The sequence below is a fragment of the Propionivibrio sp. genome (assembly GCF_047602565.1).
Classification (GTDB): Bacteria; Pseudomonadota; Gammaproteobacteria; order Burkholderiales; family Rhodocyclaceae; genus Propionivibrio.
In genome coordinates, this window is record NZ_JASGGX010000001.1 from 4719022 (window position 1) to 4740987 (window position 21966).

26 protein-coding genes and 1 pseudogene are annotated in these 21966 nt (G+C 67.8%); 1 reads left to right on the top strand and 26 read right to left on the bottom strand.

The window, feature by feature from the left end; all coding sequences use genetic code 11:
- Nucleotides 1-3: 3 nt before the first annotated feature.
- The 14 genes and pseudogenes from QM701_RS22320 to QM701_RS22385 form a co-directional block, all read right to left on the bottom strand.
- The gene (locus tag QM701_RS22320) at nt 4-3408 is read right to left on the bottom strand and encodes a host specificity factor TipJ family phage tail protein (protein WP_415169189.1); all 3405 of its coding nucleotides are present in this window, start codon (nt 3406-3408) and stop codon (nt 4-6) included.
- Complete coding sequence (locus QM701_RS22325) at nt 3405-3800, bottom strand: hypothetical protein (RefSeq protein WP_415169190.1); 396 nt, start codon at nt 3798-3800, stop codon at nt 3405-3407. The genes QM701_RS22320 and QM701_RS22325 overlap by 4 nt, the downstream gene beginning before the upstream one ends.
- Nucleotides 3797-4303, bottom strand: a complete 507-nt coding sequence (locus QM701_RS22330; RefSeq protein WP_415169191.1) for a DUF1833 family protein — start codon at nt 4301-4303, stop codon at nt 3797-3799. The genes QM701_RS22325 and QM701_RS22330 overlap by 4 nt, the downstream gene beginning before the upstream one ends.
- Nucleotides 4303-4641 carry a hypothetical protein gene (locus QM701_RS22335; protein WP_415169192.1) on the bottom strand — a complete coding sequence of 113 codons (339 nt, stop codon included), beginning with the start codon at nt 4639-4641 and terminating at the stop codon, nt 4303-4305. The genes QM701_RS22330 and QM701_RS22335 overlap by 1 nt, the downstream gene beginning before the upstream one ends.
- A gap of 1 nt (nt 4642) precedes the next feature.
- Nucleotides 4643-6802 (bottom strand): phage tail length tape measure family protein, encoded by a 2160-nt coding sequence (locus QM701_RS22340; protein ID WP_415169193.1) that lies wholly within the window; start codon nt 6800-6802, stop codon nt 4643-4645.
- On the bottom strand, nt 6795-7028 hold the full coding sequence (locus QM701_RS22345) for a DUF1799 domain-containing protein (protein WP_415169194.1): 234 nt from the start codon (nt 7026-7028) through the stop codon (nt 6795-6797). The genes QM701_RS22340 and QM701_RS22345 overlap by 8 nt, the downstream gene beginning before the upstream one ends.
- Nucleotides 7029-7099: 71 nt before the next feature.
- Complete coding sequence (locus tag QM701_RS22350; RefSeq protein WP_415169195.1) at nt 7100-7447, bottom strand: hypothetical protein; 348 nt, start codon at nt 7445-7447, stop codon at nt 7100-7102.
- A 1-nt stretch (nt 7448) separates the two neighbouring features.
- Complete coding sequence (locus tag QM701_RS22355) at nt 7449-8672, bottom strand: phage tail tube protein (protein WP_415169196.1); 1224 nt, start codon at nt 8670-8672, stop codon at nt 7449-7451.
- Nucleotides 8673-8675: 3 nt separating this feature from the next.
- Entirely contained in the window at nt 8676-8903 is a 228-nt protein-coding gene (locus QM701_RS22360) for a hypothetical protein (protein WP_415169197.1), read from the bottom strand.
- 10 nt (nt 8904-8913) lie between these two features.
- Nucleotides 8914-9279: a hypothetical protein gene (locus QM701_RS22365; RefSeq protein ID WP_415169198.1), complete on the bottom strand. Its 366-nt coding sequence runs from the start codon at nt 9277-9279 to the stop codon at nt 8914-8916.
- Between the two features lie 144 nt (nt 9280-9423).
- Nucleotides 9424-9819: a hypothetical protein gene (locus QM701_RS22370; protein ID WP_415169199.1), complete on the bottom strand. Its 396-nt coding sequence runs from the start codon at nt 9817-9819 to the stop codon at nt 9424-9426.
- Between the two features lie 226 nt (nt 9820-10045).
- Nucleotides 10046-10393, bottom strand: a pseudogene (locus tag QM701_RS22375) (DUF5675 family protein); the annotation flags it as partial.
- An 81-nt stretch (nt 10394-10474) separates the two neighbouring features.
- A complete protein-coding gene (locus QM701_RS22380; RefSeq protein ID WP_415169200.1) occupies nt 10475-10885 on the bottom strand; it encodes a hypothetical protein in 411 nt (136 codons plus the stop codon).
- Nucleotides 10882-11097 carry a hypothetical protein gene (locus QM701_RS22385; protein WP_415169201.1) on the bottom strand — a complete coding sequence of 72 codons (216 nt, stop codon included), beginning with the start codon at nt 11095-11097 and terminating at the stop codon, nt 10882-10884. Before QM701_RS22385 ends, QM701_RS22380 begins: the two co-directional genes overlap by 4 nt.
- Nucleotides 11098-11161: 64 nt before the next feature.
- Here QM701_RS22385 and QM701_RS22390 point away from each other — a divergent pair, with 64 nt between their 5' ends.
- Nucleotides 11162-11398 carry a hypothetical protein gene (locus tag QM701_RS22390; protein WP_415169202.1) on the top strand — a complete coding sequence of 79 codons (237 nt, stop codon included), beginning with the start codon at nt 11162-11164 and terminating at the stop codon, nt 11396-11398.
- Here QM701_RS22390 and QM701_RS22395 read toward each other — a convergent pair.
- The 12 genes from QM701_RS22395 to QM701_RS22450 all read right to left on the bottom strand — a co-directional run bounded on the left by QM701_RS22395 (nt 11359) and on the right by QM701_RS22450 (nt 21965).
- Entirely contained in the window at nt 11359-11982 is a 624-nt protein-coding gene (locus QM701_RS22395; protein ID WP_415169203.1) for a hypothetical protein, read from the bottom strand. The two genes, QM701_RS22390 and QM701_RS22395, sit on opposite strands and share 40 nt — an antisense overlap.
- 3 nt (nt 11983-11985) lie before the next feature.
- Entirely contained in the window at nt 11986-12423 is a 438-nt protein-coding gene (locus QM701_RS22400) for a hypothetical protein (RefSeq protein WP_415169204.1), read from the bottom strand.
- 68 nt (nt 12424-12491) lie between these two features.
- Complete coding sequence (locus QM701_RS22405) at nt 12492-15014, bottom strand: phage protease (RefSeq protein ID WP_415169205.1); 2523 nt, start codon at nt 15012-15014, stop codon at nt 12492-12494.
- Nucleotides 15015-15144: 130 nt separating this feature from the next.
- Nucleotides 15145-15468 carry a hypothetical protein gene (locus QM701_RS22410; RefSeq protein WP_415169206.1) on the bottom strand — a complete coding sequence of 108 codons (324 nt, stop codon included), beginning with the start codon at nt 15466-15468 and terminating at the stop codon, nt 15145-15147.
- Nucleotides 15469-15547: 79 nt separating this feature from the next.
- Entirely contained in the window at nt 15548-15691 is a 144-nt protein-coding gene (locus tag QM701_RS22415) for a hypothetical protein (RefSeq protein WP_415169207.1), read from the bottom strand.
- Between the two features lie 40 nt (nt 15692-15731).
- Nucleotides 15732-16175: an HNH endonuclease signature motif containing protein gene (locus tag QM701_RS22420; RefSeq protein WP_415169208.1), complete on the bottom strand. Its 444-nt coding sequence runs from the start codon at nt 16173-16175 to the stop codon at nt 15732-15734.
- The gene (locus tag QM701_RS22425; RefSeq protein WP_415169209.1) at nt 16172-16492 is read right to left on the bottom strand and encodes a zinc ribbon domain-containing protein; all 321 of its coding nucleotides are present in this window, start codon (nt 16490-16492) and stop codon (nt 16172-16174) included. The genes QM701_RS22420 and QM701_RS22425 overlap by 4 nt, the downstream gene beginning before the upstream one ends.
- A gap of 38 nt (nt 16493-16530) precedes the next feature.
- Nucleotides 16531-16878 (bottom strand): hypothetical protein, encoded by a 348-nt coding sequence (locus QM701_RS22430; protein WP_415169210.1) that lies wholly within the window; start codon nt 16876-16878, stop codon nt 16531-16533.
- A complete protein-coding gene (locus QM701_RS22435; RefSeq protein WP_415169211.1) occupies nt 16868-18721 on the bottom strand; it encodes a hypothetical protein in 1854 nt (617 codons plus the stop codon). The genes QM701_RS22430 and QM701_RS22435 overlap by 11 nt, the downstream gene beginning before the upstream one ends.
- Nucleotides 18711-20069: a hypothetical protein gene (locus QM701_RS22440; protein ID WP_415169212.1), complete on the bottom strand. Its 1359-nt coding sequence runs from the start codon at nt 20067-20069 to the stop codon at nt 18711-18713. The genes QM701_RS22435 and QM701_RS22440 overlap by 11 nt, the downstream gene beginning before the upstream one ends.
- 1 nt (nt 20070) lies before the next feature.
- Nucleotides 20071-20319, bottom strand: coding sequence for a hypothetical protein (locus QM701_RS22445; RefSeq protein ID WP_415169213.1), 249 nt, complete (start codon nt 20317-20319; stop codon nt 20071-20073).
- Nucleotides 20316-21965 carry a hypothetical protein gene (locus QM701_RS22450; protein WP_415169214.1) on the bottom strand — a complete coding sequence of 550 codons (1650 nt, stop codon included), beginning with the start codon at nt 21963-21965 and terminating at the stop codon, nt 20316-20318. Before QM701_RS22450 ends, QM701_RS22445 begins: the two co-directional genes overlap by 4 nt.
- Between the last annotated feature and the right edge of the window lies 1 nt (nt 21966).

The window sequence follows — 21966 nt, forward strand, 5'->3', positions numbered from 1 at the left end:
GGCTCAGTACCTCCACATCAGATTGCTGTCGTTGGTCCACATGGCGTTCGCATCGTTGGTCCACATGTAGTCCGACGACATGGAATAATTGACTTGCACCCAGGGGCCGGGCTCCAGGCCGACGGCACAGACGCGGATGATCGTGGCGGCGCCGTACAGCGCGGTCGCGGTGTAGTTGCAGGCCGACGGCTCGCCCGAGCGCACCCAGTTGATTCCGTCGCTGGACTGCTCGATCAGGTAATAATTGGCCCAGGGCGACGGCTGCCACGAAAGGATCATCCGTTCCGAGTGCCCGGGCATCGAACGCGCGGTCAGCCCCTTGAGCAGCGGCGCCACGGTGTAGGTCGGCAGCTGCGACGACTTCACCGGCGGCGCGACGACGCCCTGGTCGGCGGTATGCACCGATGGGTCCTCGTTGATCGCCTCGATTTCGACGGTGTTCATCGAGCGCGGACGGATCGCAACGACGCGCGCCAGCTGCGCCCAGGTGTCGCCCCAGCCGAACGAGCCTTGCGTGCGCTCCGCGGCCAGACCGGTGTACGGCGCCTCGTCTGGCTCGTCCGCCAGGATCAGGCTGCGAGGGTCGGTCTTCTTGAGCGATAGGGCATCGACGTGCAGCGTGTCGGGCGTGGTGTAGTTCGCCAACACGAGCATCCGTACGTATTTCGTCCCAGCCCGCAGGGTGCTGCTGCCGGGTTCAACGGAGAAATCAAGCTGCCGCGACATCGAGCCGGAAAACTCGGTCCACGTCGATGTAACCGGACCGGCCAACAACGCATAGGTATACGTGCTGCCCGCATGGCTGTTGCCGACAGGGGTTCCGGCCGCCCAGGCGCGGACCAACGGCGCCCCCAGCACCAGGACCCAATACGCCGGATTCGACGTGTCGATGGCGGTGATCGGGGGGCAATCAAGCTGCGGCAGGTCAGAAAATCCCAATTCGATGCCGAGTTGCAGAAAGCTTCCCGCCGGCCACGAGGGCGATGCCGGGGCGAACCAGGCTTCCGCCGCCGGCAGAATCTTGACGGAGGTCGATCCCTCCGCCGCCGGTTCGTAAAGGGTGGTGGTCTTGCCTGGATCGCGCCAGGAGCCTTGAATCGGGATGACCCGTTTATCCGCGTCGTAGCACACCACGCCGGCGTACGTGAGATTGCTGGCGGCTTCGCAGCGGAAAGCGCCGCGCAGTTTGTACGTGGGATCCGCTTCAATCGGAATCCAGTCATCGCCGAGGATCTCGCCTGCCGGCCCCGTGTAGGTGAAATGGGGGCCGCCGCCGTATCCATCGGAGGTTGCATAAGTCAGCTGCGAAAAATGCGCATTGCTGCCCAGCGAAGCATCGCCGTTCTCGAGGATTTCGGGGCTCAGTCCAGGTGTCACCGCGATCGGGCCGTCAACGCTGCCGTCCCGTCGGCGCAACGCCACGTAGTTGATCGAGTACTCCCAGGTGATCGGCTCGCTGACGCGCAGCGTGCGCGTGCCGGCGTCCCACGCGACGCACTCGAACGACTGGCCCCATTGCGGCATGTCGTGGCTGACTGCGATCAGGTCGGCGAAGGAGGGGATGAAGCCCTCCATCTCGGTCTGGAACTTCATGACCGTGCGCCGGTAGCGGTTCGCCGCGGCGAAATACAGTCCCTCGTGGTGAGCTTGTTCACGGTCAGTGACGCCGAACAGGTCGATCTTGGCCGGCTTGCTCGAAGCGCTGTCCGGCAGCGTGCACGGCACTCTGCGCGTGGCCCAGGCGTTCTCGTCGTAATAGCTGACCGAGACGCTGTCGGCGGTGTCGTCCGAGGGCGTGATGTATTCGAGGCTGAACGATCCCTTGACGATGTTGCGCATCGAGTACATCGCCACCGGCACCGAGACAGCCTGGTCGCGAGCAACGTAGAGCAGCCCGCCCTGCATATAGGGCTTGGAGCGGCCGGCGCGGCCGATCTGGGTCAGCGCATCCCACAACGTGCCAAGCGTGTCGAAGCGCGCGTTGTACCGGTCGCCGCGCGCCGACCAGACGCCGTCGAGCGCCAGCAGACCGTCGAGATCGAGGCGTGAATCCGCCAGGCCGCCGCCGTAGTCCGCATCGCGCGCGGCGTCGGCCAGCGCCCAGGCGATCGAACGCGTGGCCGTCGGTGCGCTCCAGGACGACCCGTTCCAGATCGGCAGCTTGCGCGTGGAAATGACGTTGATCTTGCGCGAGGACTGCGACGAGAGGTTGTTCGTCGCGCGCATCTTGACCGCCAGCAGCGTGACGTTGCCGTAGTCGTCCGTCTCCGGCAGGTAGGCGCGCAGCCCGGACCAGTCGAGTTCGTGGCCGTAGCGCGTCGAGGTCTGCTTGGTGTCCGTGCGCTGCAGGCGCACCTCGTAGCGGCCGGCGTTGACCGCGTACTTGAAGCTGTAGCGCTGCGCCGTGGCGGTGGCGCCCGGCAGCGTGTGCGTACCCAGGGTCGTCCAGCCGCTGGTGGCGTTGCCGTTGGCGTCGATCGCGCGCGCCTGGACGGTGAACGTCATGGATACTTCATTGAGTCCGCCGGAGTCGTTGGCGTAGTAGATGCCGCGCGGCGCCACCACATCAACGCCCAAGAAATTCGCCGTGGTCTCGGCGGCATTGGCCGTAAACGGCCCCAGCCAGGTGCCGGTCAGCGCTTCCTGTCCGGCCACTTCCTCGGACGTGACGACGTTGGCGGGGAACAGCGTCAGCGTGCCTCCCGGCGGGACGATCTGTGTCTCGACGTCCTCGAAATTGGTGATCGCCGTGTCCGCGATGCGGATCGTCTCGATGTCGTACTGCCCGGCGCCGATGCACAGCAACTGGTAGAGATACTGCTCGTTGCCGGCATACTCGACGAACGGCAGCGCGGCGAAATCGGGGAAACTGAGCATGCGGCCGTACTGCACCGGGATCGGCGCTTCCAGGCGGGCGGCGTTGCCCTGCGCGGTCAGCGAGTAGGTCGGGGACGATGAATAGGAGGCGGCCGCCGCGCTTGAAGCGGAGGACGATGCCGTCTTGACCGGAACGATGGCGTTGACCAGCGCCGCGCCGATCATGCCGACCGCAGCATTGGCGATCGCCACGCCGACGCTGCCAACAGCGGCCGCGCCATTGACGCCGAGCAGCGCCCCGCCGAGGCCCGCCGTGAAGTACGCCACGACGATCATCAGCACTAAACGCAGCGGGTTCGAGCCGCCGCCCCCGCCCTGCGGCAGCATTACCACGGCGACCAGATCGCCGCGCTCAATAGCCTGCCCCCAGTCCTTGCGCAGCACGGCGACGCCGTTGCGCATCAGGATGTGCGGCCGATCCGTCTCCGGCACGATGGCCGAGAGCGGCCCCGGTGCGTCCAGTCCACGTACTTCCCGATGCCGCGCCGGGTGGTACGGGTCATGCACGATGACCAGCGTGGCGTAGCTCACGCCCGGCTCCGGTGGCGCAGGACGCCGACGATCTTCCAGCCCGTCTTGCGCAGCGACTGGCGCGAGGACAACACCACGCCGGCGCCCTCGACGCAGTGCAATACGCCGCCGCCGTCAACGTCAACCCACAGGCCGACGTGGTGCGGGTACTTCGAGTGGCTCATGCGGATGCAATCGCCCTCGCGCGGGACATCGACCGCGATCCAGTTGGCGAACTCGGGATGCTCGCCGTTGAGCGCGCGGATGCACGAGCGCAGGCTCAGCGCGTCGGCGTCGATCACCTGCACGTCCAGGCCGAACTGCTCACGCTGCACCGTGCAGAAGAAATGCCCGCACTCGTGCTCTTTCTCGATCCACGGCCGGCCGATGTACTGTTCCGCCCAATGGCTCATGAGACGAGCCCCGGAAAGCGTTCCGACGTGTATTCCTGCGCCGGGAATTTTTTGTTGACCAAGTCCGGGAAACCGGCCGTCGCGGTGATGCGGAACACGTCGGCCTTGATCGACAACACGGTCATGGTCAGCGGCGGGTCGTTCTGCGGGCCGGACAGGTCGGTCGAGAGGTACTCGCGATAGGTGATCGTGATCTTGTCCAGGCTCTGCAGCGCCAACTGGATGTTGGCCAGGATCTCGCGGCTGACGTTGTCGATGGTGATCGTGCATTGCGGCACGCCGTTGGCGGAAACCTCGGGCTTGACCAGGTCGAAGGCGTAGCGCACGAAGGTCACCGGCGCGCCGGTCTCCAGGTGGGCGACGAGGTCGACGGTGTCACGCACGACGTAGATCGGCTGAGTGAAATTCGGGTGGTCGAGCGCCAGGGTGTGATAGACGATCACGTTCGACGGCGCGGAGGCGTAGGCCTCCTTGATCGCCTGGGAAAGGGTCGGATCGGGCATCAGCGCACCTTGACCGACGCCTTGACGGACCACATCAGGCCCGGGCGCGTGGCCTTCCACATCTCGGCGAATTGCGCCTCGCAGGAAACAATACCGGCGCCGAGGTCCAGATCGACGGCGAACCAGGCGACACCGCCGCCGAGATCCGTGTCGTACCAGTCGCGGAACGCCGCCATCTGGTAGGGGGTGAGCCTCCACTCGATCGCCACGACGTCCAGGCGGGCGGCGGTGCGGCGCCGGACGCGGGCGGCGCCGACTTCCATGTCGGTACGCAGGCACGGGTCGGCCGGCGCGAGCTCGTAGGCGGCACGGAGGGGCGGCGGCGGCGTCCAGGGCATTTCAGAAGGCTCCCGCCGCGCGGTTGAGGCCGTAGGTTTGCTCCAAGGACGAGGCCAGCACGCCGCTGCCGCGCGCAATGCCGCTGGCAATGCGGTTCTCGACCTGCGCGAACAGCACCTCGATGATCGTGTCGCCGTTACCGTCCTGGCGCGTGCTTTGGGTGGCCTGGGCGCCGGGCACGGTGTTGTTGATGATCACCTGGACGTTGCCGCCTGCCGGTCCGGCAACGCCGAGTTTGCCGTCCTTGCCCTCCTTGAGCGGCAGGATGGCTTCGGGACCGTCCTCGCCCATGAGGCCGACCCCTTTCGCGAAGGGAAAAAACGTCGGCCGATCGACGATCGTCCCCGAATAGGCCGAGAGCCCCGGCGAGCGATAGACGCCGCCGTCGGCGTTGGCGGAAAACAGCCCGGCGAAAAAGCCGGAATAGTCGAATTCCGCGATCGACTTGGCGAACGGCGTGGTGATGTTCTGCTGCACGACGATACGCGCGATGTCCTTGATGATGGAATTGGCGAGATCGGTGAAGGATGCCTTGCCGTCGACGACGAAATCGACGATGGCATCGGCCGAGGCCTTGCCCCACTGGTTGATCGCGGAGGTGAGCTCGCCGAAGGTGTCCTTCCCTTCCTTCTTGACCTCGCGCAGGTTTTCGAGGATCTCGTCGAAGGTCTTCCGGTCGATCTGTCCGGAGAGCAGGGCAGATTCCGCCAGGGCTTCCTTCTGCAGGCGATCCTGGATCTTCCCGGTCGGCGTGGCGCCGATCAGCTGCTGCAGCTGCCGTTCCTGCGCGGTGTATTCCGCGCTCACCTTCTTCACCGCGGCGAGTTCGTCGTCGAGCTGCTGACGGATCAGTTCACGCTGGTCGATCTGTGCGGCGAGGGAGAGGGCGATGTCGGTCTCTCCGGCGGTGATCTTGGCGTACTTGCCGTCGGCGAGCTGAGCCTGCAGCTTTTCCACCTCGGTCAGTCGCTCGGCGGTGTAGAGCCGGCCCTGCAGTTGCTCGATCAGGCGCTGGCCGTCGCTGATCTCGGCGGCGTGCGCCTTCTTGCGCGTCTCCTCCTTCTCGCGCAGCTTGGCGATGCCATCCTGCTGGGCAGCGTTCCAGGCCTGTATCGATGCCGTCGATTCTTCTTGCGCGGCGAGGGCGGCGAGCAGCCCGGCGCGCTGCTGGCGCAGCTGCTCGACCTGCGCGGTGTTGCCGAAAAACCCCTTGAACGCCGCGTTCGACTCGGTGACCTTGTTCACCTTCTCGGCGATGGCGATCTGCTTGTCGAGTTCGGCGATCTGTTCGCTCAGCGTCTGCGCGCGGCCGAGGTCCATCAGCGCCGACTTGGCGCGGGTGATCGCCGAGGTGACGGCGTTCCAGCCGCGTTCGAGGAGGCCGAGGTTGTTGCTGACGCCGGCGGCCATGGTCTCGGCGGCTTCGGCGAAGGTGCGCTGGGCCAGCGCGGCCGCGTCGCGCTGCCGGCCCTCGTCGGTCAGGGCCTTGATCTGGGCGTAGATGGCGGCGGTGAGGTAGTTGTACTGCTGGTTGAGGCGGTAGGAGGCCTCGACCGGGTCCTTGCCCAGGGCGGCGAACTGCTCGGCGGTCTTGGCGACGGCCTGCACGCCGGATTTTTCCAGGTCGAGCGCGGCCCGGGCGGCCACCTTCAGGGTTTCCTCGGCGACGCCGCCTGCGCGCACCAGCTGGGTGAGCGCCGCGGTGGTTTCGCTCTTCGCGTCGCCGGTTGCTCGGGCGACCTCGCCGGACAGATCGTAGAGGCGGTCGACGGTCGAGCCGACGGCGTTGCCGGTCGTGATCAGGGTGTTGGAAAGCGCGACGGTCTCCTTGTTGCCGTCGTAGAACGCCTTGCCCATCACCCCGGCCGCGGCCGCCAGCGCGGCGAATGGGCTGAGCAGGCTGACGAGGCGCAGGGACAGTTCCGGCGCGGCCAGCGCCGCCTCGCCGATCGATGCCGGTATCCGGGAAAAATCTCCGTTGACCACTTCACGTCCGACCTGGCCGAGCGCCTCGGCCGCCTTGCGCGAGGCGGCGGTGATCTCGCCGCTCGATTTCGCCACCGAGGTGGCGTATTCCTGCGTGCGCTTCTCGGCGTGGTCGAAGCCCTGGTCGAGACCGGTGACGCCGGCGGTGATATCGACGCGGATCGGGTCAACCATCAGACGTCTCCCCGTCCGTCAGCTCCTGCCGTTCGACGCATTGCAGCAGTTCGAGCGCGAAGGGCAGGTTCCAGCCCAGCGCGCGGATGATGGCGATGGCCGGACCGTAGTCCAGCCCGGTGCGCCGGCCGAAGGCCGTGACGCGCCACTGCGTCTGCACGCGCAGGTACAGCCACCAGATGCCTTTTTCCCAGGCGAGCTCCGGCGGCAGATCGTCCGGGTGCACCGGGCGCCCGGACTTCCTGATGGCCTCGACGTACTCGCGTCCGCCGTTGAATTCCCAGCGGGCGCGAGCGGTCAGGCGTTTTTTCCGGCTTCGGCCTCATCGCTGAACAGGGCCGGATCGACGGCCTTTTCGATCAGGAATCCGACGATGCGCCCGAAGCGCTCGCCGAAGCGGATGCGCGCCTCCGGCGTACAGGGCGTGGCCACGCCCTTGTCGCCGACGCCGTCCCAGTCGCGGACGATGTGCTCGGCGACCAGGCCGTTGTAGGTGACGTGGTCGATCTCGCCGGTCTTCTTGTTGCGGGCAGCCTGGAGCAGACGCTGGCCGTCGCGCGGCTGCAGCGGCTGGATCAGGTAGCGCGTGCCGGTGTCCTCGTGCGTGACCCAGACCTGGGGAATGATGTCGCCGATGCTCAGCATGTCAGTACCCCGCCACGTCGTTGATCAGGGTGACCACCGGCAGGCTGCCGGCGGTGTCGCGGTGCGCCGACCAGTCGAGTTCGACGAAGAGCCCGGACTTGCCTTCCTTGGGCACGGCCTGCTCGACCAGCTCGGTGTTGGGAATGTCCCAGTACAGCGCGAAGGTGTCGGCGCCCTCGACCGATGTCGAACCCACGCGCAGACGGGTGCTGGTGCTGGTGCGCGCGAGCTGGTAGGCGCCGGCGCCGTCGAAGATGGTCTTGATCTTGCCGCCGATGTTGAGCTCGCCCTGATCGATCAGGCCGTAGCCTTCGCGGCCGTCGACCAGCGGATAGCCGGTCATGTTGTTGTTGATCTCGATGGTGCCGCTGACGATGGTGCCCAGCGTGGCGTCGACGCCGTTGCTGATCACGCCGCCCGAGCCGCAGGCGCGCACGCTGGCGTAGGCCGTGGGCGCGGCGTCGTGGACGGTGGCGTACTCGGTCTCGTCGCCAGCCAGCACGTCGAGGGTGATGTTCTGCTCGCGCGCGGTCAGGTCGTAGGACAGCTTGTTGATCTTGGCGCCGAGCGTGCGGTAGTACGTGCCGGTGTCCAGGTGCCCGAGCTCGAGCAGGGCGGACGGGCGCACGCCGAGATTGATCGGGAAGACGTGGCACTTGAGCGCGGTGCTCACCGCGATGTCGGTGTCCGACTTGTCGGCGGAAGCCAGCGCGCCGGCATTGACGGTGACGGTCAGCGCGTGCGAGCCGGTGCCGGACTGCAGCGTGAAGGTGCCGCCGGCCGAGACATCGACCGCCGTGCCGGCGGTGGCGTCGCCCTGGGCCTTCCAGGACAGCGTCTTCGCGGCGCTGACGTAGGTCAGCGTGCCGGCGCCGGCGGGCGCGGCGCTCTGCGCGTATTGCGCAGTGACGCCGGTGACGTTGGTCGGCTGCTTGGTCACCGCCTTGCCGGTGGTCGGCACGCCGAGCAGCAGGGCCAGTAGGTGGCCGATGCTGCGCAGGTCGAGGATGGACTCGATGCTGCCCTGGACGACGGCATCGCCCAGGCCCGACTTGCCGGGCAGCGGCGAGGACGAGATCGACGGGTCGCGCACTTTCTGCGGGTCGCGGCCCATGTTGTACTTGGTGAACGGCAGCTTGAACGCGGCGGCGGGCGTCGGCCGCACGCGGAAGCTGGCTTCGCGCTGCAGCAGCAGCTGCATCATCGCGCCGATGGCTTGGGCCATGTCTTACTCCTCGGAAACGGGGGCGGGGATGGCGAGCGGGTCGCCGGTGAAGGTGAAGCCGAACTGCGCGGCGTCGGGGCGCGCCTGCAGGGCGGCGAATTCGGCGTCGGACAGCGGCTGCGCACGGCCGCGCAGCCAGCGGCGGCCGACGAACTCGATCTCCGGCGGGCCGTCGTGGTAGGCCGCCTGTCCGGTGGCGGCGGCGGCGGGGGATGCGGTTTTCTTGGTCATGGGATTCCTCTCAAAAGCGCAGAGACAGCTTGATGGCGGCGAACAGGACGAGGCCGACCAGGGAGATGACGCCGGCCTTGACCCAGCCGGAGGTCTCGCGCACCGCCGGCATATCGGCTTCCAGCGAGCGCAGGCGGCGATCGATGTCCTTCTCCAGCCCCTTCATCTCGTCGCGGGTGCGGGAGATCGCGGAAAACGCCCGCTCCAGCGCTTCGCGCGTCTCGCTGTGGCGTTCCTCGAGCCGGGCGATCTTCTCCGTGGTCTCGGCGATGCTCTTCACGGCCCGACTGATTTCCTCGATCGACTTCTCGAGCGCCTGGATGCGGTACTCGACCACGTCGGCGTTGAAGGGGCAGCGCACGTCGTCGTCGTTCATGGCGCGCTCCGGTAGGCGGGCTGGCGTTCGATGTCGGCCTGCAGGTCGTTGAGCTGCAGCGTGGCGCGGGCGCAGTCGGCGACTACTCCGGGCTCGTCCGCCGCATGTCCTCCTGCAGCAGGTACTGCGTCGGCGCCGGCCGCATCAGGTCCGGCGGCGGCCGGTAGAACGGAGGGTCGGACCACAACCTCCGGCGGACACGTCGCGCACGACTGCACCGCACTTGCCAGCAGCCACACAGCGGCGATACGCGTCGCCCGCGGCAATCCGTTTTTCCAGTTCATCGCTCAACCTCCGGTGATCGTCGGCCGCTCGGCGCCGTGCGGCGTCGGCGCGCTGCGCCTCTTCCTCTTCCTGCAGGGCCAGCGCGGCCTTGAAGCGGGTGAAGGCCTGGCGCGCTTCGGCGAGGTCGTCGCGCGCCTCGTCCAGGCGTACGCCCTGGATCGACCAGGCCGCCCAGGCGCCGAACGCCGCGCCGGCCACGAGCAGGGCGATCGACAGCCAGTTGCGGCGCAGCAGGTCAAGCAGCAGGGGCAGCACGATTGGCCTCCACCTGTTTGCCGTTCGACGTAGCTGTAGCCGGCCAGCCCGGCGAGCGGCACCGAGACGGCGCCGAGCTCGCCGGCGACGGGATGGCCGAGCAGCGCCGCCACCGAGAGCACGACGACCGAGACGGACAGGGCCGCGCCGCCCATCAGCATGACGATGCGCTTGCTCGATGCCTTGCCGGTGCGGCCGTCGTTGATCGCTTCGCGCAGCCAGCCCATCAGAGCACCTCCATCCACGCATCGCGCCCGGCGGCGAGCGCCTGGGCGACGGTCTTTTCCAGGTGGGCGAGGACGTCGGCGCACAGGGCGATGCCGTCGCCCCGCCGCACGGCGCCGACGCCGATGCAGCCCCGCACGTCGCGGTCGGTGTTGGCACCGTGCACGCGGATGCCGGTGAAGCCCGGCACGTCGAGGAGGTGCAGCATCGGCCGGCCGAAGCGCGCGGAGTCGTCGATGACCACGCGGTAACGGCCGCGCGGGATGGCGGTATGTCCGGCGATCTTCCACTCCGCGACCGGCACGCCGGGCCGCTCGCGCAGCGTGTCCTCCAGCGTTTCGCAGAAGCGGCGGCCGTCGAACGTAGAGGGTGCCGAGCGTGCTGTGCGCGCCGGCCTTGTCGCGCACGAGGCGCAGTTCGAGCGGCTCGCTCATGACGGCATCTCCAGATCCACGGCGATCCAGCCGTAGGGGTGCTCGACCTGGCCGCTCTGGCGGAACGCCTTCATTTCCAGGCAGGCGAAGCCGGCCGGCAGGTCGCGCATGACGTCCTTGATCTGCTCGACCATGGCGAACTCGGCGTCCTCGACGGCCTCGGCGTCGGCCGATTCGTGCACCTGGATCTGGCCGACCAGCAGCAGCCGGTGGCGGCCGTCCATCGCGGCGCGCTCGCGCAGGTTGGCGTAGTCGGATTCGCCCAGGCTGAGCAGGGTGTAGATGCCGCGCTTGAGCTCGGCCGGCTGGCGCTCGGCGAAGTCGCGCAGCGAGCGCGTGACGCGGCGTGACGGGCAGCGTTCGGCCAGCAGCGCGGCCAGGGCCTCCATGCGTTCGGCGAGGGTCATGCCATCACCTCCCGCACGCCCTGGGCCACGGCGTAGCGCACCAGATCGACGACGCGGCTGGTCTGCGCTTCGGCGGCCGGCGCCAGGTACGGCTGCGGCTGGATGCCGCGGCGGCCGATGGCGCGGGCGATGAGGAACGTGGTGCGGTCGAGCTCGCGGCCCTGCAGCCCGGTACGGAAGCGCACCCATTCGGTGAGTCCGGCGCCGGGCATGACGCCGGGGCGGCGGCCTTCCTCGACCGGACGTGCGTAGTTCGACGCCCGGCTGCACGCGCCAGTGCAGCGGCCCGACCCGGGTCGCCAGGATCGAATTGACCAGCAGGGAAAACGCCTTGGGCGCGCGCTGGCGGGCGTCGCGCGCCACTTCCTGCGCGCCGCGCGCGAGCCCCCCGTCAACGTGCCGGTGCATCACCTCCGGCGCCTTCCTGAACGCGGCGACGGCGCGGGCGTGATCGACCTTGACCGTGATGCCGTTCATGCCGCCACCCTGAATTCGTCGAGCAGCGCCTGGTAGAGCGCCGCAGGCGTGCCGTTGCGCGGCGCGCTGTTGAGACCGTCGCGCAGCGCCACGGGCTTGCCGATGTTGCGCATGGCGAGCTCGCGCATGGCCTCGGCCTGGGCGCGCAGCAGCAGCAGGCCGCGGTCGCCGGCGTCGAGGGTGGTCTGCGCGGCCGCCTCGCCGATGAGGTGGCGGGCGAAGTAGTAGTAGCGGAAGGCGCTGCCCCAGGCGGCGATCTGTTCCCAGGTCGGCGCCGGGAAGAAGATCAGCCGCTGCACGCCGTCGATGAAGGCCACGGCGATCCGGGGCGCGGGGCCAGCGTAGTGCTTCTCCCACGGCTTGCCGGCGCGCGCGGGATCGATCCACAGGTCCGTCTTGTAGGCGTGGAAGTCGTCGGGCAGGGCGTAGTCGGCGGTGCCGGCGGCGAGCAGCACGCTGCCGATCAGCGTGCGCGGGCGCGGGCGGGCGAAGTCCAGCGCGGCGAGGTCGAGCAGCCGGGCGAAGTCCGCCCCGCCGGCGGCCGTGAACACCTCGGCGGCGTCGTGCAGCGACGCCTTGAGGTCGGCCACCAGGTCGGCGCGGCTCATCGTCCCGGACATGGCCTACTCCGCGGGGCCTTCGGGTTCGTCCGGCGGCGGCGCGGCCGGGTCCTGCGCAGCGGGATCGGCGGGGGCCGGCTCTGACGGCGGCGGTACGGCGGGGTCCTGCGCGGCATCCAGCTTCTTCGCGGCGCGGTCGAGCGTGACCGCGGCGATCTCGGCGAGCAGGGTCTTGCGCTTCTGCCCGGCTTCCTCGATGGCCTTGAGGCGCGCCAGGTCCTCGTCGGAGAGGTCGGCCAGGATCGGGATGATGACCTTGATCGCGAGGCCGGCGATTTCGGCGAGGCGGTCGGGCGGCGGCGCCTCGGGTTCGGGTGCCGGTGCCTCGCGGTGTTCGGGGGGCAGCTCGGCCTCCTCGAAGACCAGCGACTCGCCCGGGGGAATCATGCGGCCGCCCACGTACAGCGGGCCGCAGCCGTTGTTGGTGATGGTTTTTTGCATCGTGCGCTCCTGTCGGTCGGGAAAAGGCCCCGGCCTGAAGGCCGGGGCAAGCCGGGGGACGGCGGGAGTTACGCGGCGCGGGCCACGCGGCCCGTGGCGGAATACAGCACGACGCTGGTGTAGCAGCCCTTCAGCGGCGCCGGCGTGTGCAGGAAGACGAACTGGTCGCCGTACGCTTCCTTCTTGCCGGTGAAGCGGCCGTTGCTGTCGCGCTGGTCCTGCAGCTCGCCCATGGCCCAGGGCTTGGCCATGCGGTAGCGGGTGTTGGCGCGCTCGCCGATCAGCACGCGCGTGTCCGCCAGTTGCAGCCCGGGGGCGAAGCTCTTGTAGTTCGGCACGCTGCGGACCGGGCCCAGGTCGCCGGCGGCGTTGACCGCGGTCTGGCCGCGGGCGTCAGAGGCTTTGAACTGGTTGGCCAGCAGGATCATCTCGTGTATGGTGCCGGCCATCAGGCCGAAGTTGGCGCGGTAGAAGCGCTGGTCTTCCAGCACCGAGCGGCGCAGGCCGTAGCGGTAGAGGAAGTCGTCCCACTTGGCGCCGGCGGTGAGCGAGCCGAGATCGGTGTCGAACTTGTAGACGTTGGTGGTGTAGCCGTAGCCGACCACCAGCGCCCAGGCGCTGGTCGGCGCGACCGCCACGCCGGCCTCGGTGACGAAGCGCAGTTCGCCGAGGTTGTAGTCCAGCGTCCAGTAGGTGCCGGCGGCCTGCGTACCGGTGCCGTCGTACTCGAGACGCGCCACGCTGTTGAGCGTGACGGTGATCGGGTTGGCCGTGCTGCCGACCTGGTTGCCCTGCAGGTCGAAGATCTTGCGCGGCTTGACCACCGGGAAGTTGGCCAGGACGAAGACCTTGTTGGTGCCGTTGACCTGCGAGGTGAGCGTCTCGGTGGCCACGGTGGTCACCGCGAACTCGTCGCCGGCGTTGACCATTTCGTTGAGCAGCAGGCGCTCGGTGTCCTCGCCGATGATGCGCGCGGCGTTGCGCACGTTCTCGGCGACGGCCTCGAAGTCGATGCGGCCGGTGGCGGTGAGGTAGCGCAGTTCGTCCGAGACCTCGAAGGCGAGCTTCTGCGGCAGCGGGTAGGCGGTATCCATCGCCTGCTTGATGCCGGCGCGGGCGATGCCCTGGCCCTCGTACTTGCGCGTGGCGTCGCGTCCGGCGGCCGTGGTGTCGCGGTAGCTGTACGGGATCTGCAGCGAGCCGCCGAATTCGGCGGTGCCGACGTTCACGAACTGCAGGGCGACGAGCGGGTAGAGGGCCTCGCGGATCACCGTGCGCTCGAAGGCGGCCGGCACCGAGACGTCAGAGATGATGCCGTCGCCGCCGGCGAGCTGCTTGTGCTCGCGGTGCAGCTGGGCAGCGTGCTCGGCGTCGTAAAGCGCCAGCGCGGCGTCGACCAGTTCCTTGTTCGCCGAATCCTTCGGCGGCGAGAGGCGCAGGCGCTTGTCGACGGCTTCCTGCAGCGCCTTGATGGAGTTGGAGTCGTCGACCGTGATGTGCGCGGTGCCGGCGATGCGGAAACCCTGCGCGGAGAGCTGGCGGGCGACGGCGAGATCGTTGCCGACGCGCACCATGTGCTCGGCCAGACGCTTGACCTGGTCGGCGCTCATCGCGGCGGTGACGAGCTCGGCCGCGTCGGCGAGCAGCTTGGCCTTGGTGTCGGCGTCAAAACCGGTGGCGGCGTTGATCGCGTCGGCGAGGATCTTGCGGTGGCCGTCGAGCGTCTCGGCCAGTTTCTTTGCGGCATCGTCCTTCCGGGCCTCGGTTTCGGCCAGGATGCGGGTGACGTCGGTGGCGGTGAGCCCGCCGCCGGTGATGTTGATGACCGGCGCGGTGCCTTCGGCGAGCTTCACGGCGCCGTCGAGCAGCGCGTCGCACAGCGACTTCATCGTCGCGTCGTCGCTCATGCCGGTGAGCGCCTGCCGGGCGGCGGCCAGGATAGAGGTGATCGCGGCGTCGGAGAGCTTGCGGGCGCGCAGTTGTTCTTCCAGCTGCTTGAGATGTTTTTCCATGGTGTGCTTGACCTCGGAGAGAAGTTCGGTAAGGAGGGTCGGATGCAGCAGGACGGCCGCGCCCTTGGCGCCGGCGTCCGCTTCGCTCAACTGGACCGGATCGAGCCGCTTGATGCAGGGCCGGGTCACAAGCCCCGCGCCCAGGAGCACGCATCCATGGGCGGTACCGGTTTCGTTGTCGCGGAAATTCTCGTGATACTCGGCGGAGAGGTAGGCCATGCCCTTGTTCTTCACCGCGTCGATGCCGTACGGCGTCCACTCGACCTGCGCGCGCAGGCGGTCGCCTTCGACGGCCAGCCTGACGACCTTGGCCGCGGCGCCGTCCTGCGGCTTGTGCCCGACGTCGACGAAGATGTCCTGCCCGTAGGTGTTGGCCTCGAAGTTGGCGACCATCGACAGGAGCATCTCGCGCGTGATGTCGAACTTGCCATAGCGCGGATCGGTGAATGTGCCGGTGCGGGTGATGGTCACCCAGGAGCGCGTGACGCCGTCCTCCAGCTGCACATGGAGTCCGGACAGGAATCGCACTGTCCGTTCGGCCGGCGCTTCCAGCCGGATGATGCGTGATTTACATGACATGCCCGCCTCGCGTGAAAGCGCGCAGCGGGAGCAGGAGCGAACTGGACCCCCGCCGCGCCGACCTGAAAGGGTCAGGGGCGAGTTTCAGCCGGGGGGCAAGACAAAAACAGGGAGAGGTATGTCGGGGAGATTACTCGGGACGAATCCACCACTCCTGAATGAACTCGGTGATGACCGGCTCGCCGTTGACGGTGCGAGCGGAGAGCTGGCATCCGCGCAGCACGAAGCCATTGTCGCCCGGCTTGGCCCGCACCGCCACCGGGTCGGATAGCGGCGGCAGCATCGGGCGCGTGTAGCCGGGCTTGTGCTCCTTCAGCTCGGCCAAGCGTGTCCAGCGAGGCGAGCGCCGGCAGTTTTCAATGACCAAATCACCGACGAGCGGCTCGGCCGCCAGCACCTCGTGAGGATCGCGGCGGACCCCGTGAGTATAGAGTTCGACAAGACGGCATTTCATACTGTAATTTTATACAGTAATTTACCGGCAAGGGGAAATGGTGGCCAGCAAAAACCCCGCCGGAGCGGGGTTTGGTTGGTCAAGCGGCGCGCCGCTGGCAAATCCTGTCCGCGAACACGCGGTAGCGTTTTCCGTGCAGGCGTTCAGCCCCGTCCAGGAATTGGTGCACGCCGTCCAGCGCCTCGCGCTGCGAAACCGCCGCGACGACGATCTGGACGATCATATTCTCGCGGACCAACGACACTATATAGGGTTTGCGAGGGTCATCCATGGCGTGCGACCCGGCTTTGAACGACGATGCTGAACGGCGTGGTGCCGGAGAGCCGCAGGAACGCATCGGCCAAGGCGTGCCCGGCGCTACGGGCAATGGCCGAGTACCGCGTTGACCGCCCGCCCTGAGTGATTTTGACGATGAAGTGGCCCTTCGGCGGACGACACCACCGAGCCTCCCGCCGCGTCTTAGCCTTGTGTTCCTCGATCGTCAGCCACTGCATATTGTCCGGCCGATCCGGACCACCGCATTTGAGCGGCAGTACATGGTCGATCTGATACCCCGGACATTTCCTTGAGGATTTCCCTGTGGCCGGGCACGGCTGCGCTGCCTTGAACTCAGCGATTGCACGGGAACTCCGGGCAGAAGCGGCTTCAGCAGACGGCAGGAAAGCCAGTATGAGGGCAGATATCGCCAAGACACGAAAAAGCTTCACGGACGGCTTCCGTACGCCTTCTGAAAGTCCCGTTCCATCATTTCACACGTCGAGGCAATGAAACGCTTTTCCGCAGGGTCCAGGGATTTCCGTTCGTACTGCGTCCAGCACATCGCAATGGCGTCACGCGCATGCCGCTTTTCTTCTCCCTTTGGATCGGCCTTCCCAAGGAAATAGATGCCAAGGGGAACAAGAACGACCAGTACAAGAATCAGTATCCACCAATTGGACTCCAGGGGTTTTGCCCCGCATTTCGGACAGGTCTTCGCACTGTCGCTGACTTCGTTCCCACATTCCCTGCATTTTATAAGCGCCATTTTTTTCTCCCTTTGTCCCGACGCGATTATATGCTTATTTAATATATTGGACGAAACTCCGACGGCCGTTCCTGCCCGTCGCTGTCGATCTCGATCAACAGGTCGTCGCCGTCCGCGGCAGGATAGGCCGCTTGCAGGAAGTCGTCGAGCCGCCAGTCGTTGCCCAGCACGACCGCCAGTTCGGCCGGACGGCGCAGCGGGTCGGTGAGCTCGTACGGCGTCGGGTAGGGGTGGCCGAGGACCGTGCGCGCGCGCACCGCGTCTTCCGCCAGCGCGCGGACCCGGGCGGCGTCCTGGCCACGCAGGCTGCCAGAGTCCATATCCCACTCGAAGACGAGCGGCCGCTCGTGGGCGGTGAGCGGTTCGAGGCGGACGCTACGGAACATAGTGGAAGAGCACCCCCAGCACCAGGTTGAACATTTCGCGGTCGTCCCGGACCAGCTTTTCGACGACGTCGGGGCGGTTGCCGAAGACGCTTTCGAAGGCCATGGTGATGACTTCCATGGCGCCGTGCTTGCCCAGGTAGCGATTGCCGCCCGAGTAGATCTTGCCCTGGTAGACGTGGATGTACTTGTCCTCCCGGGTGACCTCATTACTAGCATAGCCGGACCCGGGGATCAAATCGCGCAGCCGTTTCAGCGGGTCGCCCGCGGTGCGCCGCTGGTGGAGATCCTGGAAATAGTCGTCGAGCGCTGGCAGCGCGTGCTGCAGCCGGTGGCTGTACTCGTGCAGGGCGGATTTATAGTCGCGGGCGGCGATCAGCCCGTCGTTGCCCTGGGCGACGAAGCGGAAACCCTTGACGGCGAAGGAGCGGCCGGCACTGGCGGAGGGCAGGGTGATGTGCCAGGCGCGGCCGGCGGTGCCGCGCACGTAGAGCGGACCGAAACGGTCGGCCGCCTGCGTCCAGTCGTCGGGGAACAGGCGGGAGACGGCGCGCACCAGGTCGGCGCCCTTGCCGCCGTTGGCGATCTTGGCCTCGGCATCGATGGTGCGGGCGGCGCGCAGGGCTTGAAGGAGGGTGCCGGGAAGCGCCTCGCCGAGCCGCCCGCTGGCGGCGGCCTGGGCGATCAGCGTCTCGGCGCGGGTGTTGCCCAGGGTGATCATCTCGTCGAGGGCGAGACGGCCTTTGGGCGGTTTTTGCACTTTCGGGACCGCCTTGGCCGCGGCCGGCGCGGGGGGCTGGCCGATGCGCTTCCGCACGGCCCGCCACGGGGCGCGGATCATGCCCTGGGTGAGCTGCCCGGCGTTGTAGACGGCGGCCTTGGCCTGGCCCAGCACGCCGGCGCGCTGCGCGGCGGTGAGGCGCGCCAGGGCCTGCAGCGGCGTTTCCTGGCCCTGGCGGTCGGCGTCGGTGATCTCGTCCTTGAACACGATCTCCAGAAACGACAGGGTGTTGGGGTGCGCGGGCCAGGGGCATTTCTCGCGCGAGGGATAGACGCCCTGGCCGAGGCCGTGCAGGTTCTGCGCGGACAGGAGGTCGCAGATGTCCGGCTCGGGGTGCGCCGGCGAGAGCAGGAAGCGCCATCCGGCGAAGTCGGGATGATCCTCGCCGGACATCATGTAGGCCTCGCCGTGCGCGCGGTTGAGTTCGGTGCGCATCAGGCGCATGGCGTTGTCGAGCGGGTTGCCCTGTCCAGTGAGCAGCTGGTCGACGGCGCCGCGGGCGAGGCGCGGGGCATTGGCCGAGTCGAGCCGGGCCTGCACGTCGAGCGGCACCGGCTGGCCGCGCGAGAGGAAATCGCGTGCGGCCTCGGCGGCGCCGTGGCCCTGGATGACGGCCTGCTCGATGGCATTCACCAGCGTGTCGCGCGCGCCGCGGTCGAGGCGCCAGATGCGGTCGGAGAGCTGCAGGCCGTCCTCGGCGACGAAGTTGCGCACGAAGCGCAGCGCCTCGTCGGCCGCGCGCATCGCGGCCGGGCTGTCGACCGAGGCGGCGAAGGGCTGGGCGCCGAGCCGGGCGGCCTGGTCGAGGCCGGCGTCGACGACGGCGTTGCGGTCCACCGACAGCTGCCGCAGGCGGGTTTCGATCTGGTCGAGCAGCGAGCGCAGTTCGTAGAGGGTCACCGTGTCGTCGCCGCCCGCGTGCGCGCGGATCTGCGCGGCGACGTCCTCGGCGGCCTGCGCGTAGATCCGCTTCAGCTCCTTCAGCGAAGCGGAATCGAGTTCCTCGACGGCGCGGTGCGCGGCCAGGGTGGCGCGCTTGATCGCCGCCTGTTCGCTATTGGCCATGCGTGCCCATGCTGGTCATGCTCTCGCCCTTCGGCGCGTTGCCGGGGGTGACCTTGACCGCCGGCGTGCCGGCGGGCTTGATCGCTGACGGGTCGGGGTACGGGTCGTAGTGCTTCTGCTCGTAGTCGCGGCGCTGGCGCACGTAGGTGGCGTCGTAGCCGAGCTCTTCCCAGACCATGCCTTCGGGCAGCCCCATGGCCTTCAGCTTGAGGCCGCGGTCGACGGTCTGATTCGGCGTCTCGGTGCGCCGCTCGGCGAAGCCGACAGTGAAATCCTCGCCGGACGGGTTGATGCCCTTGAACAGCAGTTGCAGGCGAAAAGCGTGGGCATAGGCGTAGGCCTGGGTGTCCTGCACCGAATCGACTTCCTCGTAGTAGTCGCGCTTCAGGTCTTCCAGGATGTCGCGCGCCATGTCCTTGGTGTAGCCCATCAGTCCCTTGGGCAGCGGCGAGCCGGAGAAGAAGGTGTCGAGCAGGTAGACGACGTCCTCGATCTGGTCGAGGTTGCTGTCGCCCTGCACCGCGGTGACGCCCCCCTTCTTGTTGAGGAAGAAGTCGGTAGTGATTTCGTTCTGGCGGTTCTCGATGGTTTTCTGGTAGGCGTCGAGTTCAGGACCGGAAGCGCCTTCCAGTGTGTGCGCCAGGCGCAGCGGGGCGCGGGTGCGGCGGCGGATGACGAGGTCTTCCTCGGTCATGCGGAGCTTGCGCCATACCGAGCGGTCGGCGTCGAGGAACGGCCGGCCGAGGGCGCCCATGTCGTCGAAGTTGTCCGGGTCGAAGCGGCAGAGGAACAGCTGCCACAGCGGGAAGGCGGCCAGTTCGGTGCCGGTGGCGAGGTCGAACTGGAAGTAGGCGCGGGTGACGTCCTTGAAACGGCCAGCGTCGTCGACGTTGGGCAGGATCGTTTCCGAGGGCATGCGGATCAGGTTGACAACGTTTCGAGCGTCGTCCAGCACGACCTGCAGCGGCAGGTTGCCCTCCATCACGAAGCCGCGGGCGTCGGACTTGAGCTTTTCGGCGCGGTCGAGCTGCAGGCGGCGGGAGAAGTCGTCCCACAGCTGCGCGATGCGCGGGTTGTCCCTGGTCTGCTGCAGGACCAGGCCGCCCTTGATGGTGTCGCGCGCCAGGCGGTTGTGGATGCGCTTGACCCGGCCGTCGAGGCGATCCATCTCGCGGATGTCGAGGATGGCCTGGCGCAGGTCGGGATCGACCCACAGGGTGCGGTAGAGGTACTTGAGCGAGTTCTCCGGGGTGGGGCGCTTGCCTTTTTCGCTCGAGCGGTCAGCCGGTTCGTTGGGCAGGGTGAATCCGCTTTTAAGTGCGCCGAAGGCGCGTTGCAGCAGGCCCATGTCAGGACTCCTTGAGGGGGTGGGTGTCGACGCGCACGATGGCTCGCAGGCCGTCGATCAGCCCGGCCGCGTGCAGTTCCTTGATGAACGGCCAGAACTCGGGCAGGTACGCCTTGACGGCGTCGACGTTGGCGCGGATACGCGCGTGCTCGGCTTCGTCGATCAGCGCGGCCGGGCGGGCCGGGCGGCGCACTTCCGGTTTTGCGTCGAACAATGAGGGCGTGCGGCCCTTGACCTTGGCGTAACTCATGCGGCGCGCCTCCCGAGCAGCTGCTCGCGGGTCTGGGTGCGCGCGCCGATCACTGCCGGGACGAGGTCGGCGCCGCGTGTTACCAGGCCCCAGTTGGCGGCCATGGCGGCGTCGAACAGGTCGTCGCCGAGGCGCGGCTCGGCCATCTTGAAGCTGAGATAGCCGGCCCGGGTCTCCTCGGTCTTGATGTTGCCGAGCTGGCGGCAGAAGAGGAGCCAGTCGGCGGCGGCTTCCTTGTCGCTCCAGATCTCTTTCGGCGTCCACACCACGTTGGCGTCATCGCGCACGGCGTCGGCACCGGTGTCGACGTAGGGGATGGCGGCGTTGCCGTTGTGGAAGACGGCCTTCAGCGCGCTGGCCATGCTGTGTTTGACCATGCCCTCGAAGCGCAGCGGGGCGAACGGCCATTCGCCCCAGGTGCTGGCGGTGCTCTGGCCGTCGCCGATGGTGCGCCGGTCGATGTCGGTCAGTCCGCCCTTGAACAGCCGGTCGTTGAGGCTGGTGAGCATGCCGACGCCGAACGCGTCGCCGATGGCGACGTCGGGGCGGAAGTAGTCGTACAGGGCGTAGAGGTCGTTTTCGATGATTTTGTCGTCGGTGCCGGCCGGCCAGGTGCGCACGTAGGGGAAGGTGACGAAGGCGCCGATCTGCTCGGCGACGACCAGCGCGGATTTCGACGCGGTGAGGCTTTCGCCGTGGCCGGTGTGGTCGTAGCCGAGCGAGACGAGGCCGCGCTTCTTGTAGCGTGCGCCCGGCAGCGGCCCGGCCAGCTGCAGGCCCGCCTGCAGCCCCAGGGCCAGGGCGCGGCGGATGTGCTTTTCCCAGATGAAATTCTGGCTGCCGATGTTCATGCACAGGAACTGTCGGATGAATTCGCCCTCGGGCAGTTGCGCGCGCATCTCGAGCATGAATTTCTCGTTGAGGATGCCCAACTCGATGCCGAGGTAGACGTTGACCGCCGGCAGCAGCTTGTACTGCCCCGTGTCGAGCAGCGTCTGCAGCACGTCCGCGCCCTTGAACACTCCGGTGATGCGGATCTGTGGCTTGAAGCTGGCGGCGCCCGGATCGACGCCGAGCCGGCGCGCGGCGCCGAGCATGGGCAGGAAGCGCGAGAGCAGGCGCTCGGCCGGCATGTCGTCGGTTTCCTCGAGCGAGGCGGCGGTCAGCGAATCGCCGTCGATCTGGCTCATGATGCCGTAGGCCGAGGCGCCGCTACCGTTGGCGAATTCATACTTGGTGTCGGACTTCTGCTTGCGGCCGTTCTTGTAGCCGATGTAGCTGGCCAGCATCTCGGAGCGCTGGATGGCGTCAAGGTGATAAGAGAGGTTGTTCTGCGCCTGCTGCTGCCGCGGGGCGACGACGCCGAGATCCTGGTGCGGCATGGTGGCCAGGTGCTCGAGCAGGTACATCTCCTTGCCCGCCGTCTTGCCGGTGCGCCGGCAGGAGACGTCGATGGTGTTCGGGTGCTGGTCCATCTCGACCATCTTGAGCACCTGCACGGGATCGAGCGTCACGTTGTGCACGTGCTTGTGCCAGAGGGCGTGCGGCCGCAGCCCCGTCTCCGGGTCGACGCGGGCGAACTTCATGATCGCCGCCTCGGCCCGGCTGGCGATCTGGATGCGTTCAGCGGCGGCGATTCGGGGCATC

What these genes read in the sequence shown, in the direction of transcription:
- QM701_RS22325 (WP_415169190.1), bottom strand. Translation starts at nt 3,800, where the DNA reads ATGAGCCATTGGGCGGAACAGTACATCGGCCGGCCGTGGATCGAGAAA.
- QM701_RS22330 (WP_415169191.1), bottom strand. Translation starts at nt 4,303, where the DNA reads ATGCCCGATCCGACCCTTTCCCAGGCGATCAAGGAGGCCTACGCCTCC.
- QM701_RS22335 (WP_415169192.1), bottom strand. Translation starts at nt 4,641, where the DNA reads ATGCCCTGGACGCCGCCGCCGCCCCTCCGTGCCGCCTACGAGCTCGCG.
- QM701_RS22340 (WP_415169193.1), bottom strand. Translation starts at nt 6,802, where the DNA reads ATGGTTGACCCGATCCGCGTCGATATCACCGCCGGCGTCACCGGTCTC.
- QM701_RS22350 (WP_415169195.1), bottom strand. Translation starts at nt 7,447, where the DNA reads ATGCTGAGCATCGGCGACATCATTCCCCAGGTCTGGGTCACGCACGAG.
- QM701_RS22355 (WP_415169196.1), bottom strand. Translation starts at nt 8,672, where the DNA reads ATGGCCCAAGCCATCGGCGCGATGATGCAGCTGCTGCTGCAGCGCGAA.
- QM701_RS22360 (WP_415169197.1), bottom strand. Translation starts at nt 8,903, where the DNA reads ATGACCAAGAAAACCGCATCCCCCGCCGCCGCCGCCACCGGACAGGCG.
- QM701_RS22365 (WP_415169198.1), bottom strand. Translation starts at nt 9,279, where the DNA reads ATGAACGACGACGACGTGCGCTGCCCCTTCAACGCCGACGTGGTCGAG.
- QM701_RS22380 (WP_415169200.1), bottom strand. Translation starts at nt 10,885, where the DNA reads ATGACCCTCGCCGAACGCATGGAGGCCCTGGCCGCGCTGCTGGCCGAA.
- QM701_RS22385 (WP_415169201.1), bottom strand. Translation starts at nt 11,097, where the DNA reads ATGCCCGGCGCCGGACTCACCGAATGGGTGCGCTTCCGTACCGGGCTG.
- QM701_RS22395 (WP_415169203.1), bottom strand. Translation starts at nt 11,982, where the DNA reads ATGTCCGGGACGATGAGCCGCGCCGACCTGGTGGCCGACCTCAAGGCG.
- QM701_RS22400 (WP_415169204.1), bottom strand. Translation starts at nt 12,423, where the DNA reads ATGCAAAAAACCATCACCAACAACGGCTGCGGCCCGCTGTACGTGGGC.
- QM701_RS22405 (WP_415169205.1), bottom strand. Translation starts at nt 15,014, where the DNA reads ATGTCATGTAAATCACGCATCATCCGGCTGGAAGCGCCGGCCGAACGG.
- QM701_RS22410 (WP_415169206.1), bottom strand. Translation starts at nt 15,468, where the DNA reads ATGAAATGCCGTCTTGTCGAACTCTATACTCACGGGGTCCGCCGCGAT.
- QM701_RS22415 (WP_415169207.1), bottom strand. Translation starts at nt 15,691, where the DNA reads ATGATCGTCCAGATCGTCGTCGCGGCGGTTTCGCAGCGCGAGGCGCTG.
- QM701_RS22425 (WP_415169209.1), bottom strand. Translation starts at nt 16,492, where the DNA reads ATGGCGCTTATAAAATGCAGGGAATGTGGGAACGAAGTCAGCGACAGT.
- QM701_RS22430 (WP_415169210.1), bottom strand. Translation starts at nt 16,878, where the DNA reads ATGTTCCGTAGCGTCCGCCTCGAACCGCTCACCGCCCACGAGCGGCCG.
- QM701_RS22435 (WP_415169211.1), bottom strand. Translation starts at nt 18,721, where the DNA reads ATGGCCAATAGCGAACAGGCGGCGATCAAGCGCGCCACCCTGGCCGCG.
- QM701_RS22440 (WP_415169212.1), bottom strand. Translation starts at nt 20,069, where the DNA reads ATGGGCCTGCTGCAACGCGCCTTCGGCGCACTTAAAAGCGGATTCACC.
- QM701_RS22445 (WP_415169213.1), bottom strand. Translation starts at nt 20,319, where the DNA reads ATGAGTTACGCCAAGGTCAAGGGCCGCACGCCCTCATTGTTCGACGCA.
- QM701_RS22450 (WP_415169214.1), bottom strand. Translation starts at nt 21,965, where the DNA reads ATGCCCCGAATCGCCGCCGCTGAACGCATCCAGATCGCCAGCCGGGCC.